This is a genomic window from Paenibacillus amylolyticus, assembly GCF_047302515.1.
Lineage (GTDB): Bacteria > Bacillota > Bacilli > Paenibacillales > Paenibacillaceae > Paenibacillus > Paenibacillus amylolyticus_G.
In genome coordinates this window covers 5,359,497-5,374,717 of record NZ_CP168019.1, presented here as the reverse complement: position 1 = coordinate 5,374,717, position 15,221 = coordinate 5,359,497, and the positions used below count along the sequence as shown (strand labels likewise).

Genomic DNA, 15,221 nt, shown 5'->3' with positions numbered 1-15,221 from the left:
GACGGGATGTTAATCCTAGCTTAATTGTGTTGATGAGCTGTAAGTATTGGTATAACAGGAAAAATCACGTTTGATCTCCATCCTGGACGAAAGTTGACAAACATAACTGTTATTCATATAATGACAGTTATACTTACCTTGGGTTGGAGTTCATCGGTGTTGTAAGCCGGGAAGGAGTAAGTTATGAACAGCGAATTTACCATAGCGGTGCATTGTCTTGTTTTTCTGTCGATGAGAGATGAGTGTATGGCCAATAGTGAAGATTTGTCCCAGAGTGTGGGTACACACCCGGCCAGAGTCCGTAAGGTACTTAGTGTTCTGCGCAAGCATGGTTACCTGACGACCAAGGAAGGTGCTCATGGTGGGTACTTGCTTAGCCGTCCGAGTGAAGAGATCAAGCTTGGAGAATTGTACAGACTGGTAGCTGGTGGTTCACTCGGTCCCAACTGGTGCTCAGGGGAGTCCGGTTCATCGTGCGTGGTATCTTCCAATATGCAGGATGTGATGGGGAACATATATAACGGAGGCGAAGAGGCGCTCAGCGCTTATTTTGATCGTATATCCATTCAGGATGTGAAAGAACGCATAGGTCATGGGGAAACGATGAACTTATCGCTGAAGGGATTATCTGCAAAGGAGAAGTCTTGACGGAGTCCACAACGAATGGTCCTCCATGAATATGGTCTTGGTTTAGTCAGGCATGGTGGACAAGTTACGGCATGGGCGTATGCTCCGGTGAAAGATCCATTGATGTTCTCAAGCGATTCCGGGCATAACCTGAACACAGATGAGGAGAGATCGTCTGCGCTGATGTTATTTTCGGAAGGAAAATCCCTGGTAGAGTAAACTTCGAGATCACCTTGCGAAAGTAAAAGAAGTATAAACAAATTAGATTCTGGGGAGTGGAACACATGTCAGGCATTGAAAAAAATGAAACACTTCGCGTTATTAGCGAACGCCATGCTGTCAAAAAGTACGAAAAAGGGTTTGAATTGCCTGAAGCTGATCTCAATGCGATTCTGACAGCAGCTGCGGAAGCACCATCTTCATGGAACCTGCAACACTGGAGATTCCTCGTAATTGAATCTGAAGCAGACAAAGCGAAATTGCTGCCAGTTGCTTACGGTCAAAGTCAGATCGTGGAAAGTTCGGTTACGATTGCTGTTCTCGGAGATTTGGAAGCAAACCGTAACACCGTAATCTACGATCAAGCTGTTGAAGCAGGCGCACTGACTGCTGAGGTTCGTGACGCATTGGTTGGACAGATCAACGGTGCTTACCAAAGCCCGCAAATCGCTCGCGATGAAGCGATCCGCAATGCATCTTTTGCTTCCCAAAATATTATGCTTGCTGCACGCTCCCTGGGTTACGATACATGTCCAATCGGTGGATACAATCCACAAAAACTGATCGAAACATTCAACATTCCTGCACGATTTGTGCCAACATTGTTGATTACTGTAGGTAAAGCTGCACAGCCAGCTCGCCCGTCAGGACGTTTACCGTTGTCTGAAGTTGTTGTTAAAGGTTCTTTCTAAGTTAGAAAGTTAAATCTGATGATTTTGCATCAGTGATATAAGTATAATACAAACAGCCGCACTTTCCTGTTGAGGGAAGGTGCGGCTGTTTGGCATATTGCTTCCACCAAGGAAAATATTACTTCTCAGGTGTTTCCGGGATTTGTGGTGCATGGAACGATTCCATGTACTCGATTGCGTTATACATCATCACTGCTGCTTCGGCACGAGTAATCGTTTGTTTGGGATTGAAGTTTCCGTCGGCATCCAGTTCATTGATTTTGAGAACGAGTGAACGCTGAATGGCACCTTGATACTCTGGCGTAAGTTCCTGTTCGTCGGTAATGTCCACAGGTTTGATATTAATCATCGGCAGACCGCCTTTGGCCTCGATGCCTTGCATCAGGAACAGTGTGAATTGTTCACGAGTAAGCGGTTTGGACGGATCGATATCCTGTGATATCTGAATGCCATTATATTGGGCGCGGATAAATGCATCACTGTACCATACGCCATCTTTTACAGTAGAGAAGTAGTCACTTGGTACCGGCATTTTGATAAAACGAATCGTGTCCAGATTCAGATTCAGGCCGTCCGCAATCAGTTGAATGCCCTGAGCGGTATTTAACTCCAGTTCAGGCTTGAACAAGCTGTCGCTTACACCTTTGATGAATCCATCTTTATGGAGAGATTCAATTTTGTCTGCTCCTACGATACCTTGAATATCCGTGAATTGGGCCTGCGCAGCGTTAATCGGGCCTGCACTTAGAGACAGCGTGAGCAGAGCTCCCGCAGTTAATGTAGCAAGTATATTTTTTTTCATGATAGGTTCGCCTCACTTTTCCAGGGATGATCCCTTTATATAAAAGTTATTTGCCCCTATAGACGACCCTTCTGTTCAAAAGGTTGCTGGAATTTGCCAATTGAATTCATGAGGATTCTGAAAGGCTTAAGTGAAGCACACAGCATCTATCCTTTGGATTTATTTCGATAATCCGTGGGTGAACGTCCCATCATTTTGCTGAACAGACGGGAGAAGTAGTACGGGTCTTTGAATCCAAGCTCGGAGCTGATCTGCTTCACGGTCCAATCGGTAAAATCCAGATAGCGGCAGGAATGCTGAATCTTCAGCCGCAGGAAATAATCGATGGGCGAATGCCCCGTAGCTTGCTTAAATAACTGAGAGTAATGAGGGACAGACAGTCGCGCGTGTGCCGCCAGTTCCTTCAGGGTGATTCCATTCTCCAGGTGCTCCAACATATATTGAACGGATTGTTCGGCCGCACGTTTGCTGCTCACAATCCCACCATCTGTCCCTGTTGTCTCCGGTCCATAAGCGAGCATGCCAAGCATATAACCAATAATCTGGGAGGCATACGTCATCGTTTGCATGGAGTAACCCGTCTCAAGTGCGCCGTAACATTCATGGAACAGCTCAAGCCATTTTTGAGCCTTGGCCGGTGGCATGGTAGTAATATGATGAGTTAACAAGGGTTCTATGTAGGGTAAAGCGTGTTCCCCGCGCAGATGAATCCAGAAGATGCTCCATGGTTCAGCTGAGTTGGCACCATACACATGAGGGACATATGCAGGTAATATAACGAGGTTTCCCGGGCTGACATCATATGTCTTGCTGCCATCCATCGTATACCAGCCTGTGCCTTGGACACAGTACATCAGAATGTGTGATTCACAACCATCGGGACGGTCACGGTAATGATGCTCCGCTTCGTGAAAGTAACCGATATCGGTAACGTATAATCCGGACGTGACCGGATAAGCTGCGGTTTCTTGCAGCAGGGAGTCCGGAAGCACAATGAGTTTTTGCATACGAAATCCGTCAGATTTACGATGTAGGGGTAGTCTGTTGTTAGGTCTCATACTTTGTATTATGGTGAGAGGCGATAAGGGCGTCAATGACAGATATGAGAGCGATCAACGTGGTTGTTCTCGATTTAGAAAGCCACGTTTACAGGAAGTGAAGCAGTTTCCCGTGAATTGGGTAAGTACATATCAGTGGGAAGAATCAGAACAGTGAATATATAGGAAAAGGGAGAGATTTAGTTATGGAACCAGTCACAACTCAGGAAACGCTTTTCTATACAGGTACGTATGCGTCAGCGGATGAACCCGGAATATTCCTATGTGTGTTGAATACGGATACAGGAGAGATGCGAATCGTCAATCACATGGATGGTGTGGATAATCCGTCTTATCTGGCGCTAAGCCCGGATGGAAACTGTCTGTATGTGGCGAGTGAGACGGACGAGGGAGAGGTGTTGGTCTATCGGAGAGATAAGGCAACGAGTGAGCTGCACCTGATGGATCGAAAACAGACGAGAGGGGCTTCTCCATGCTATGTGTCTGTCTCCAAGGATGGTCAGTGGGTGTTCTCATCCAACTATAGCAGCGGCAGTGTCAATGTATTCCCGGTTGGCGATCAGGGGACGCTTGGTGAGATGAGTGCATGGGTGGAGCACACGGGAAGTGGAATCAACGAAGAACGGCAGGAAGGGCCACATGCACACTCCATTCAACCCGATCCGTCCGGACAGTATGCTGTCGTATGTGACCTCGGTCTGGATCAGATCATTGTGTATCGGTTGGAAGAGGGACGTCTGGTTACCCATCGTGAGATGGATCAGCCACCAGGCGCAGGGCCAAGGCATCTTGTGTTCCATCTCAACTCGAAGTGGGCTTATGTGATCAACGAATTGGACAACACCGTTACGGCATTCCTATACGATGAGCGCAGAGGGGAGTTCACTACGGTGCAGCACATCTCCACACTTCCAGAAGGGCATAAAGGAGAGGGGACGGCTGCAGACATCCGTATATCTCCATGTGGACGTTTCCTGTATGCATCCAATCGGGGAGATGACAGCATCGTGCTCTATCATATTGATCAGGAGAGCGGTGAGTTGGAAGCCGTAGAGTGGACCTCCACAATTGGGCAGACACCGCGTAACTTTAATATTTTGCCAGGTGGAATTCTGGTTGTGGCGAATCAGGACAGCAATAACCTCGTAGGTTTCCAGATCAGTGAAGAAGACGGACGTCTGACGCATAACGGGTTCAAGCTGGAACTGCCTCGTCCGGTATGTATAACGCCTGTAGTATAAAAGTTGTCTATAAGCTGTGAAATCATGGAGAAACACATGGTTTCACAGCTTTTTTTAGTCTTTTTATGAGAACATGGGAATCGTCCCATATCCGTGAGTCAGTTGATTGTGATTCCAGTCGACTGAAGCAATCGAAGAACGGGCAACGGCTAACCGAAGGAGAAATCCTTTGGCATTTTTCATGTACCAACCATTCAATTACTAAATTAGACCTATAGATGGAATTATATGTTTAATTTAAAATGAATATATTAAAGCGCTTACATAAAAAGATGGCGCTACAAGGGCATCGGGCTTACCAATACAATTGGGGAGGCAATTGTTTATGGGAAATCGATCATCATTGTGGAAGCGCACATTACGTACAGCCGGAGTATCACTGCTGAGTTCCGCGTTACTGGTTACTTCGCTTGGATTGGGCAACACACCGGTAACACATGCAGCGGGAGCAAGGCAGATGGAATATCTGGATCGCGGTGTGGTGGCTGTGAAGACCGGGACAGGTGTGTTTGTCAGTTGGCGGCTTCTGGGAACGGAAGGATCGAATGTATCGTTTAACGTCTATCGAGATGGAACCAAGGTGAACGCTACGCCTATAACGAACAGCACCAATCTTCAGGATGCAAGTGGGACAAGCAGTTCCAAATATACCGTTCGCGCTGTCGTCAGTGGAACGGAGCAGGCTGCTTCAGCAGCAGCAAGCGTATGGGGCAACAATTATCTATCTGTACCGCTCAGTGTACCCGCAGGTGGGACAACGCCCGATGGAGTAGCCTACACCTACAGTGCCAACGATGCCAGTGCAGGTGACCTGGATGGTGATGGTGAGTATGAATTGATTGTGAAGTGGGACCCTTCCAACTCCAAGGATAACTCCCAGAGCGGTTATACCGGGGAAGTGTTTATCGATGCTTATAAATTAAACGGAACACGCCTATGGCGTATTAGTCTGGGCAAAAATATCCGTGCCGGCGCTCACTACACCCAGTTCATGGTGTATGATCTCGACGGTGACGGCAAAGCCGAGGTTGCGATGAAAACAGCCGATGGCACCAAGGATGGTACTGGCGTGGTCATCGGGGATGCAAGCAAGGATTACCGCAATTCCAGCGGTTATGTATTATCTGGTCCCGAATTCCTGACGGTCTTCAATGGACAGACTGGTAAAGCGCTCTCCACGGTGAACTACGAACCGGCGCGTGGCAATGTATCCAGTTGGGGAGATAACTACGGCAATAGGGTGGACCGATTCCTTGCAGCCATTGCTTATCTGGATGGGGAGCGGCCAAGTCTAGTCATGGCTCGCGGGTATTATACGCGCAGTGTGCTTGTGGCTTATAACTGGCGGAATGGACAGCTAACCAAACAATGGACGTTTGATTCCAATACCTCCGGTAACTCGGGCTATGCCGGGCAGGGCAATCATAATCTGAGTGTGGCGGACGTAGACGGAGATGGGAAAGACGAGATCGTCTATGGTGCGATGGCGGTGGATGACAACGGCAAAGGATTGTACACAACAGGACTTCATCATGGCGATGCCATGCACCTGAGTGACCTCGACCCGGACCGCCCTGGACTTGAGGTATTTCAGGTTCATGAGACACCGTCCAATGCCGGAGTGGAGTTCCGGGATGCAGGTACAGGCCAGTTAATCTGGGGAGTTAAAACAACAAAGGATATTGGACGTGGCATGGCGGCAGATATCGATCCAAGATATAAAGGCGCTGAAGTATGGGCAGACGGCAGTCTGTATACGGCCAAAGGGCAGAAACTCGGGACAACCCTACCGTCCTCCACAAATTTTGGCATCTGGTGGGATGGGGATCTGCTCCGTGAACTGCTGGACAGCAACCGAATCGATAAGTGGAACTATACCAACAGCACAACGATGAACCTGCTCACCGCTTCCGGCGTATCTTCCAATAACGGAACCAAGTCTACGCCGAATCTGCAGGCCGATCTGTTCGGGGACTGGAGAGAGGAAGTTGTGTGGCGGACGAATGACAGCTCAGCACTGCGGATCTATACCACAACAGCAGTTACGGACAAACGCATCTATACGCTGATGCATGATCCGGTGTACCGTCTTGGCGTTGCTTGGCAAAATGTAGCCTACAACCAACCGCCACACACAGGTTTTTATCTGGGAGAAGGCATGAGCACACCGCCGGTACCCAATATCCGGTATGCGGGCAGATGAGGAATGGACAAGGTGTGGCCGTCCAATTCCGTTTATGTTTACAATAGCCAGCGAAGTATGGGATTCGCTGAAGGGAACAACGGACGCGGGTTCGTTGTTCCTCTTTTTTTGCCAATAGCCCAGAAATACGGTAAAAATCGGAAAAAACGTTTGACAGGTATATAGACTGCCTTTATTATACGTATATAACTTACTAAACAGGTAGGAATAATAAAAATGAATCTGTTTTCATTGTGAAAACGGTCATTTTACAGCCAGATGCAACCATGCAACCTGAACAGAATAACGTTCTCACCGTATAGACGGAGGAACACCGCAGCGCATCCTTTCCAGATGGAGCATGCACGGCCTTAAGCCGGCATGACTTTATGGGGAGAAGTGCGCGGGGGTTCCTCCGTCTTCTTGTTTTTTACGGGGCGTTCGATCCTGTTCAGCCGGCCTGAGGTAGTCATGCAGATCTATATCGGGGGGAGTGTTATTTATGAAAAAGAGAATTCATAAGGGTATTTTGGTTGGTCTGGCACTGGTGTTAACAGGGGTACTGACAGCATGCGGATCGGATAGCGGCGGGTCCAGTGCAGCAGGAACATCGGGGGGAGCGGAAGGCGGTAAGGAAGGGGCCAAGGCCATCGAGCTGCTGAATGTTTCCTACGATCCAACGCGGGAACTCTATGAGCAATATAACAAAGCGTTTGCGGCGCATTGGTTGAAAGAGAAAGGCCAGGAAGTGACCATCAAGCAGTCCCACGGGGGATCGGGTAAACAGAGTCGTTCTGTTATTGACGGACTGGATGCCGACGTAGTGACACTGGCATTGGGATACGATATTGATGCGATTGAAGATAAAGGTCTGATTAATGAAGGCTGGCAGGACAAATACGAGCATAACAGCGCTCCGTATACCTCTACGATTGTATTCCTTGTACGTAAGGGTAATCCAAAAGGCATCAAGGACTGGGATGATCTGATCAAAGGCGATACGCAAGTCATCACCCCGAATCCCAAAACGTCCGGCGGGGCACGCTGGAACTATTTGGCGGCATGGGGATATGCCCTTAAGCATAATAACAATGATGAAGAGAAAGCGAAGGAATTTGTTGGTGAATTGTTCAAACATGCGCCTGTGCTGGATTCGGGTGCTCGCGGGTCTACGACAACGTTTGTTGAACGCGGCATTGGGGATGTGCTACTTGCTTGGGAAAATGAAGCTTTCCTATCGGTAAAAGAGTTGGGTCCGGACAAATTCGATATTGTCGTGCCATCGGTTAGCATCTTGGCCGAACCACCGGTTGCCATTGTGGACAAAAATGCAGACAAAAAAGGAAGCCGAGACGTGGCGGATGCCTATCTGAAATATTTGTACAGTGAAGAAGGACAGACGATTGCCGCTGAAAATTATTACCGCCCAACGCTGGACAGCGTGGAGGAAAAATTCAAAGATCAGTTCCCGGCACTTGAGCTGTTCACGTTGAAAGATGTATTCGGTACATGGCGGGATACTCAGGCCAAACATTTCAATGACGGTGGTATCTTCGACCAGATCTATGTTCCAGGCAGCTAAGGTTGCTCTGTTCATAGAACACCCGATCAATCGCGCTGTGAGCGGCCAACCAGCCTTACCGGCTGAAGGCAGAGAGGATGAACGTGCATGAGCAAGGTGGTTGTGGCGCGGAGACGCACATTGCCGGGATTTGGATTAACAATGGGTTACAGTGTGTTCTACCTGAGCCTGGTTGTACTTATTCCACTGGCTGCGCTGTTATTTAACTCAACAGGGCTGACGTGGGCAACCATGATTGAGGTTGCGACCAATCCCAGGGTGCTGGCTTCATTCCAGGTCAGCTTCCTGACCGCAGGTGCAGCGGCGCTGATTGATCTCGTGCTGGGGTTACTCCTGGCATGGGTGCTTGTTCGGTATGAATTTCCGGGCAAAAGGTTGTTTGATGCGGTCATTGATCTGCCTTTTGCCTTGCCGACAGCGGTAGCAGGGGTTGCTCTTACGGCGATCTATGCCGGCAATGGCTGGATTGGGCAGTTTGTAGAGCCTTTGGGTATCAAGCTCGCCTATTCACAGGCCGGGATTACACTGGCGCTGATGTTTATCGGAATTCCGTTTGTAGTTCGCACGGTGCAACCGGTGCTGGAGGAGCTGGAAGCTGAGGTGGAAGAGGCGGCTGCCACACTGGGGGCAGGAAGATGGCGGATATTCCGCACGATTCTGTTGCCAGATCTGATTCCACCGTTGCTGACGGGTTTTGCTCTGGCTTTTGCCCGGGGCATTGGCGAATATGGCTCGGTTGTATTTATCTCAGGCAATATGCCGATGAAAACGGAGATTGCTCCCTTGCTGATCATGGCCAAGCTGGAGCAGTTCGATTACGCAGGCGCTACAGCTGTAGCTTTGCTGTTGCTTCTTGTTTCTTTCATCCTGCTGCTGATCATTAATTCCTTGCAACGTTGGAGCCGGAAGGCGGGCAGAGCATGACGATGAAACATGGTGGAATAAGGATATTAAAAGAAGTCACTCACCCAAACCAAAGGAGGTGCAGCATATGGCGGGTTCTGTCCCACTAAGCCCTGTTCCACCCGTAAAGACCGGGCGTGGAACGAACCGTGCAACAACGGAAGCTCCATGGGTCAAATGGTTGTTGATTGGACTGGCAAGCCTGGTACTCATATGGCTGCTTATTTTGCCACTGGTCATTGTGCTCATGGAGGCGTTGAAGCAGGGCTGGGGTGTATACATCGCCGCTCTTACCGAGCCGGATGCCATGTCTGCACTGAAACTCACGTTATTGGTTGCGGCGATTACCGTACCGCTGAATACGATATTTGGTGTGGCCGCTGCATGGGTCATTACCAAGTTCCAGTTCAAGGGCAAGGGACTTATGATCACCCTGATTGATCTTCCTTTTTCAATTTCGCCTGTGGTGGGCGGGTTGATCTTTGTATTGGTCTTTGGTTCAAATGGGTGGTTTGGGCCGTGGCTGTCCGAACATGATATCAAAATCATTTTTGCGCTGCCAGGCATTGTCATTGCAACGCTGTTTATTACCTTCCCCTTCGTAGCCAGGGAGTTGATTCCACTCATGGAGGACCAGGGAACCCGGGAAGAGGAAGCGGCGGTTACGCTCGGTGCTTCCGGGTGGCGAATCTTCTGGAGTGTAACCTTGCCCAACATCAAATGGGGGCTGCTGTACGGCATTATTCTGTGTAATGCTCGTGCTATGGGTGAGTTCGGAGCCGTATCTGTGGTGTCCGGACATATCCGCGGGGAGACCAATACGTTACCACTTCATGTGGAGATTTTGTATAACGAATATCAATTCTCGGCTTCGTTTGCCGTAGCATCCCTGCTCCTGATTCTGGCTCTCGCCACGTTGCTGCTCAAGAGCTGGCTTGGACACAAAGCCGTTTCAGAAAAGTGATTATGAGAAGAAGAAAATACAGATTGACAGCTACTGGAAGCCCTGCTAATGTATAAACCAAGTATATAGGTTGGATAAGAATGATTTATAAATCCGTTGGATGACAGCGTACTTAGGAATATGGCGGGCAATAGCCCGAGAAGAGGAGGCGGCTCTATGGCTAAGCCGTTAAAAGTGGATGAGGTATGGTTGGACCGAATTGCCGGACAGCTGAATGACATGGAGTTTGGTTCATTGCATATCGTGGTGCACGAAGGTCAGATTGTGCAGATGGAGCGGACCGAACGCAAGCGTTTTGAAAACACGCCCTCAGGCAGCGCCTCCAAATCCGGAAGCACGGCAAGAAGCAGTTCAGCCCGTTCACTACGCGGATCAAATGCGAGTGCGAAGGGATAGAGAGTGACGTGAGGGAAGCGAAGATAGGTGCATAAAAACACATGTAAAATCCAGAAACTCATGGGAAATGCATAATGTATGTTCCAAACCGTTATATCTATTGTGCGCGACTTGTCTCCATATGCTCCTTATACCAATGATTCGCTTCAAGCAGCACCTGTTGCCCACCTGCATCCATGAATTCTTCCATAAAGGTATCGAAATACCCCACAGGCTGATCGCCAGTGATGATGGAGATGTACGCTCTGTCTCTCATACGAATCAATTCAGATGAATATTGAATCAGGGCAGGGGTTGCAACTTCCAGGCGATTATAGATACCATTCTCCGTCAACCCTGCAGATGCAGCCCACTGTTCACGTTTGTCCGAGGGTGTACCTGGAACCGTCATGCCGATACTTGAGCCGATCATATTAATATAATTCTCCATTCTGTTGTATGGGTAAAGTAAATGGAACGAGTTTGAATCTTCAGCGCTCCAATTCCAGTGTTTTCCTGGAAGGCCATACTCCATTTTGATCTGCTCCTCCGGATCGGGGTTGGCACTTACATAATCGAGAATCTCCAAAATTTTCTCCAGTTTTCCCGGCTCCTTCGCAGCCTCAGCACCTATAGCAATAAAATTCATCAGCAGATTGTTCCCTTTTGAACCGCTATGTCCATTAGGACCAATAACAGGAGAACCAAATACTACCTCTGCAGTTGCGTTCTTCTGTAACAGCTCATTAACATTAAACGAGGCTCCCACTGGAGTTTCTTGGCCATTTTCATTAAGGACATTGTAGTCTCCCTCTTGATTCCAATGATAGTAGTTGCCCATCGAGGTCATCCCAATTTTTCCATTAATAAAAGCATGGGATAGATGTTTATAGCCGCCTTTGTTTTCACCGGTTATGAACTCAGGGTCGATAATTCCGTCCCGATACCACTTTTGCATATAAGCCAGGGCTTTTTTCATCTTAGGCTCCAAAGCACCGATCACGAGTTGGTTGTTTTTTTCATTAAAATACAGTTGCTCGGTGAAAACGGACTGTCCAAAAGCGCCAAACACAACATTTAAGCCCTCTCTGGATAGACCATACGTATCCTGTTTACCATTTCCGTCCGGATCACCTTTGGCAAAGGCATACATAACCGTTTCAAATTCATCTAATGTCTTTGGCACCTCCAGACCAAGCTGTTTAAGCCAGTCCTCTCGGTATACAACAGGGGTTCGATAGATGTTGGTCTGATTAATAGCCGGAATTCCATATAAGCCACCGTTTATTTTTCCATACTCTAAATAACGTGAATCATAATCGCGAATTCGCTGTACGATATTTGGCGCATATTGTTCAAGAACTTCCGGGGTGATTTCCGCTAAGACCCCTTGCATTTGATACTTAAGCAGATCATGCGGTTGTCTGATCCGGAACAGATCGGGTATTTTCCCTTGAGCGAGCTCCAGGTCCAGCAGTTCCTCGTACCGCTTGTTCTCAAGATTCCACACCTCCAGATCGACATCAAACCGATCCTCAATATATGCAATCATCTCCGCGTCTTCAGGAACAGGGATATTTTGATGCATGGTCCAGGATATCGTATACTGCGGTGCTGTATCTTTCTCAGCGCTTGCCAAATGTTCCTGCTGTTGCACTTGTGATCCTTCCCTGTTTAGAAAGGTACAACCGCTCATCAATCCTATAAGAATAGATGTAGCAATCAATAGACATAGCGTTCTTAGATGGTTGATGTTCATAGCAGCTCCTTTACTAATTATAAATTCTATATAGCTTCAATTTAACATTTACACAAAAACGGAGAGGACAGAAAGAACCTGAAGAAGCGAAGCGTTCGCCTTTATTCCCGGATTTCCCCTTTTAGAAAAGGGATCGAAAAAATCTGGGAATAACAGCGATCGGAAGGTTGTTCTGTCATCGGAGTGTCCGTGTAAATATTCCTAATTGATCCTATATAGATCCCTGCTCCATTAGATTGCGCATGAAGTTTTTTGGTGTACAGCCGTGAATTTCTTTGAACTTTTTAATGAAATAGGCAGGGGTACGGTAACCAACCGTACTTGCGACCTGCTCAACCGTAATCTCACGTTGAGTCATGAGTTCCCGTGCGCGTTCCATTCTCTGATTCGTAACATATTCGGAATAAACAATCCCGGTTTCTTCCTTGAAAAGTTTACTGAGATATTTAGGGCTGATGAATACTTGCTCTGAGACATGATCTAATGTGAGATCGCCCGATAAGTGCTCGTGAATATAGGCTTTGACAGCCGAGATGGTATCCACACTTCGTACCTCACTTCGCTTCTCCATATGCATTACAAATTCGGTCACGAGATGAATCATCCATTCCGAATAGCGGTTGATATTGTAGAACAATGAAAATTGCTTGTACATATTCAATGAACTCGCCTCGGTGGGTTGCAGGCGCACCTGATTAATACACTCAGCGTAAATAGATACCGTTTTTAATAAGATGATCCGACTGTATTCGGCTGAATAGGGGCCTTCTTTTATTATCGCGACCAATTCCTGAATGGCCTGAACCGTACCTTGCACATCCCGAGTCTGTAATTTCTTTTCAAAGTTTACGAGGTATGACTCCGGTATTTCCAAACTGCTGGCTTCCCTGTTCAGAAGATCAAGATCCTGAATGGCAGACTGCTCGGGGAAGAAGTAGCTGTATCGAATCAGGGTATTCGCCTGATGATAGCTTGTGTGAATCTTTGTGAAGTTTTCTACCCATCCGCCTAACGATAGTACAAATTCCAGACCAAATCTGCTGCTCGCCTCAGCGTGAATAAAGTCTACAATGTGATCAGAGAGCGGTTCTCCAGGTTGGTTGGTACAGATAATTACTGCTATTTTATGATCCTGCAATTCCTCTGCCAGCAGTTGAGTTCCATCCATTTCTGCGATCTCCAGTTGCTGGATCATCGTATACAACGTATGCTGCAACTGTCGTGGCTGCAGATCCTTCCACTTCTCATTGACGGGGTCAATGACGATGCAACGGAAGCGAGAGTAGGCCATTGAAATGTGAACAGACTGGAGCTGTTCCGTAAGTTCCTCGGGTGTAAATCGATTATTTAACATATTGAGCATGATACTATGCTTAATCATGCTGTGATTGGCCTGTAAAGTTTCTTCAAGACTATCAACTTTATTGGACAGACTGTTAAACGTTGTATCGATGAACCGATATTCGTCCTGCTTTAAGCTGGTTGGGCTATCCATCCGGCTCTTGATGTTATTCATGATTCGTTTAAGAGGACTATAGTTGGCCCTGGTAAAGATGGACGACATCGCTATTCCAACCGCAACAGCCAATAAACCGAGAAGAACCGAAATCTCTTTCAAGCTATCCAATTTATAATAGAAGCTTTCATTAGGTGTGGTTGTGTAGATTCTCCATGCATTTCCTTTAAATTGATCTTGGGTAACGACATAAGAGTCGTAGTTAAATACAGGTGTGAAGCTCTCATCTGAAGAATGAAAGGTGAGCAGCGACTGTGTCAGATTCTCCTCCGTGGAGCTGCCTATCAACGTTTTGTCCGCGGCAGATATGACGGTTCCGTCCTGATCGATGATTAATGTATTTGCATAGTCAGCAGGGAGCATATTTTTAATGATCTGACTGATCGCTGATTCTTTGATATCAATCGCAATCATGGCCTTACTGTTTTGTCCAGACGATTGAAACGGGTAACTATGGACATAGGAAATTAGAGGACTCATCTTGCCTTGTTCTCGTGATTCGATATAAACATCCTGAGGCACCATGCGAGTCTTCATCCATAAGGAGCTTTCTGGAGTCTCTTTCATCGCAGTAATCCAATCCGTCGTATGATCCACACTCGAAGGCGTGTCCTCATAGAGCAATAGCCCATATACAGATGAGACGATGAAGTGGTTCTTCGTATCGTACACATGAATAGCTTCAATGAGATCAGAATAATTTTGCACCATATTTTTGAGGGACTGTTCGATGTCCAGGATTTTGCTATGGTTTCCTTTTAAACTATCTAAATCGATACTTGCGGCGTTACCGAGTGCCAGGGACAGATAGACCTGATTCACCTTCTGGATAACGGAGCTTTCAATATAATTGACAGTGCTTTTCAGCGACAGCTGATTATTGATTCGAATCTCTTTGCTGTATTGACGGGAGAAGAAGAGGTATAGAATGGAGCCGAAAAGAAGCGCAATGACAAGAACAACAGCAAGGTAGGAAAGAACCATCTTAGATCTTACAGATTGAAATGGCTTATGCATTCTTTTTCCCCCCTTCGTTTCTCGTTTCTAAACAACTTCATCATTATATAGCAGGCCGAGGACTAGAAATCATGTTGATCGAAATTTAACAAACTCCCACTGCATAATTTACTTCCAGTTAATAAAGCGTTTACAAAAGTGGGCACTTTAATTGATAAATGTAGTATCTAACTCCATTTTTCTTGGCATATAAGCTCCGGAACGTACGATTTTGATATAAAACGGAATTTGTTCTATAGATGCGAAACGCTCCTTAATGCTACAGTAACGGCAGATCAGACATC

General features: G+C 47.1%; 13 protein-coding genes. 9 read left to right on the top strand and 4 right to left on the bottom strand.

Features of this window, described 5'->3' with window-relative positions:
* The first annotated feature begins 183 nt into the window (after positions 1 to 183).
* The 3 genes from ACDJ59_RS23385 to ACDJ59_RS23375 all read left to right on the top strand — a co-directional run bounded on the left by ACDJ59_RS23385 (position 184) and on the right by ACDJ59_RS23375 (position 1,538).
* Positions 184 to 648 (top strand): RrF2 family transcriptional regulator, encoded by a 465-nt coding sequence (locus ACDJ59_RS23385; RefSeq protein WP_413406154.1) that lies wholly within the window; start codon positions 184 to 186, stop codon positions 646 to 648.
* A 15-nt stretch (positions 649 to 663) separates the two neighbouring features.
* On the top strand, positions 664 to 846 hold the full coding sequence (locus ACDJ59_RS23380) for a hypothetical protein (protein WP_047840337.1): 183 nt from the start codon (positions 664 to 666) through the stop codon (positions 844 to 846).
* A gap of 65 nt (positions 847 to 911) precedes the next feature.
* A complete protein-coding gene (locus tag ACDJ59_RS23375) occupies positions 912 to 1,538 on the top strand; it encodes a nitroreductase family protein (protein WP_076215923.1) in 627 nt (208 codons plus the stop codon).
* A 118-nt stretch (positions 1,539 to 1,656) separates the two neighbouring features.
* Here ACDJ59_RS23375 and ACDJ59_RS23370 read toward each other — a convergent pair whose 3' ends face one another.
* Positions 1,657 to 2,340 (bottom strand): S-layer homology domain-containing protein, encoded by a 684-nt coding sequence (locus tag ACDJ59_RS23370; protein WP_413406151.1) that lies wholly within the window; start codon positions 2,338 to 2,340, stop codon positions 1,657 to 1,659.
* Positions 2,341 to 2,486: 146 nt separating this feature from the next.
* The gene (locus tag ACDJ59_RS23365) at positions 2,487 to 3,347 is read right to left on the bottom strand and encodes an AraC family transcriptional regulator (protein WP_413406149.1); all 861 of its coding nucleotides are present in this window, start codon (positions 3,345 to 3,347) and stop codon (positions 2,487 to 2,489) included.
* 236 nt (positions 3,348 to 3,583) lie between these two features.
* Here ACDJ59_RS23365 and ACDJ59_RS23360 point away from each other — a divergent pair, with 236 nt between their 5' ends.
* From ACDJ59_RS23360 to ACDJ59_RS23335, 6 genes are all read left to right on the top strand, one after another.
* The gene (locus tag ACDJ59_RS23360; protein WP_413406147.1) at positions 3,584 to 4,639 is read left to right on the top strand and encodes a lactonase family protein; all 1,056 of its coding nucleotides are present in this window, start codon (positions 3,584 to 3,586) and stop codon (positions 4,637 to 4,639) included.
* A gap of 325 nt (positions 4,640 to 4,964) precedes the next feature.
* A complete protein-coding gene (locus ACDJ59_RS23355) occupies positions 4,965 to 6,842 on the top strand; it encodes a rhamnogalacturonan lyase (RefSeq protein ID WP_413406145.1) in 1,878 nt (625 codons plus the stop codon).
* 481 nt (positions 6,843 to 7,323) lie between these two features.
* Entirely contained in the window at positions 7,324 to 8,403 is a 1,080-nt protein-coding gene (locus ACDJ59_RS23350) for a sulfate ABC transporter substrate-binding protein (protein WP_413406143.1), read from the top strand.
* An 87-nt stretch (positions 8,404 to 8,490) separates the two neighbouring features.
* A complete protein-coding gene (gene cysT / locus ACDJ59_RS23345; protein WP_127547780.1) occupies positions 8,491 to 9,327 on the top strand; it encodes a sulfate ABC transporter permease subunit CysT in 837 nt (278 codons plus the stop codon).
* Between the two features lie 67 nt (positions 9,328 to 9,394).
* The gene (cysW, locus tag ACDJ59_RS23340) at positions 9,395 to 10,270 is read left to right on the top strand and encodes a sulfate ABC transporter permease subunit CysW (protein WP_076332673.1); all 876 of its coding nucleotides are present in this window, start codon (positions 9,395 to 9,397) and stop codon (positions 10,268 to 10,270) included.
* 156 nt (positions 10,271 to 10,426) lie between these two features.
* Positions 10,427 to 10,666 (top strand): YezD family protein, encoded by a 240-nt coding sequence (locus tag ACDJ59_RS23335; RefSeq protein WP_036607453.1) that lies wholly within the window; start codon positions 10,427 to 10,429, stop codon positions 10,664 to 10,666.
* Positions 10,667 to 10,763: 97 nt separating this feature from the next.
* Here ACDJ59_RS23335 and ACDJ59_RS23330 read toward each other — a convergent pair whose 3' ends face one another.
* Both ACDJ59_RS23330 and ACDJ59_RS23325 read right to left on the bottom strand, forming a co-directional pair.
* Positions 10,764 to 12,404, bottom strand: a complete 1,641-nt coding sequence (locus ACDJ59_RS23330) for an extracellular solute-binding protein (RefSeq protein ID WP_413406139.1) — start codon at positions 12,402 to 12,404, stop codon at positions 10,764 to 10,766.
* A 211-nt stretch (positions 12,405 to 12,615) separates the two neighbouring features.
* Positions 12,616 to 14,937 (bottom strand): AraC family transcriptional regulator, encoded by a 2,322-nt coding sequence (locus ACDJ59_RS23325; protein WP_413406137.1) that lies wholly within the window; start codon positions 14,935 to 14,937, stop codon positions 12,616 to 12,618.
* Between the last annotated feature and the right edge of the window lie 284 nt (positions 14,938 to 15,221).

Bases quoted from the DNA above. Each gene is read 5' to 3' on its own strand.
- ACDJ59_RS23385 (WP_413406154.1), top strand. From the start codon at position 184: ATGAACAGCGAATTTACCATAGCGGTGCATTGTCTTGTTTTTCTGTCG.
- ACDJ59_RS23380 (WP_047840337.1), top strand. From the start codon at position 664: ATGGTCCTCCATGAATATGGTCTTGGTTTAGTCAGGCATGGTGGACAA.
- ACDJ59_RS23375 (WP_076215923.1), top strand. From the start codon at position 912: ATGTCAGGCATTGAAAAAAATGAAACACTTCGCGTTATTAGCGAACGC.
- ACDJ59_RS23370 (WP_413406151.1), bottom strand. From the start codon at position 2,340: ATGAAAAAAAATATACTTGCTACATTAACTGCGGGAGCTCTGCTCACG.
- ACDJ59_RS23365 (WP_413406149.1), bottom strand. From the start codon at position 3,347: ATGCAAAAACTCATTGTGCTTCCGGACTCCCTGCTGCAAGAAACCGCA.
- ACDJ59_RS23360 (WP_413406147.1), top strand. From the start codon at position 3,584: ATGGAACCAGTCACAACTCAGGAAACGCTTTTCTATACAGGTACGTAT.
- ACDJ59_RS23355 (WP_413406145.1), top strand. From the start codon at position 4,965: ATGGGAAATCGATCATCATTGTGGAAGCGCACATTACGTACAGCCGGA.
- ACDJ59_RS23350 (WP_413406143.1), top strand. From the start codon at position 7,324: ATGAAAAAGAGAATTCATAAGGGTATTTTGGTTGGTCTGGCACTGGTG.
- cysT (WP_127547780.1), top strand. From the start codon at position 8,491: ATGAGCAAGGTGGTTGTGGCGCGGAGACGCACATTGCCGGGATTTGGA.
- cysW (WP_076332673.1), top strand. From the start codon at position 9,395: ATGGCGGGTTCTGTCCCACTAAGCCCTGTTCCACCCGTAAAGACCGGG.
- ACDJ59_RS23335 (WP_036607453.1), top strand. From the start codon at position 10,427: ATGGCTAAGCCGTTAAAAGTGGATGAGGTATGGTTGGACCGAATTGCC.
- ACDJ59_RS23330 (WP_413406139.1), bottom strand. From the start codon at position 12,404: ATGAACATCAACCATCTAAGAACGCTATGTCTATTGATTGCTACATCT.
- ACDJ59_RS23325 (WP_413406137.1), bottom strand. From the start codon at position 14,937: ATGCATAAGCCATTTCAATCTGTAAGATCTAAGATGGTTCTTTCCTAC.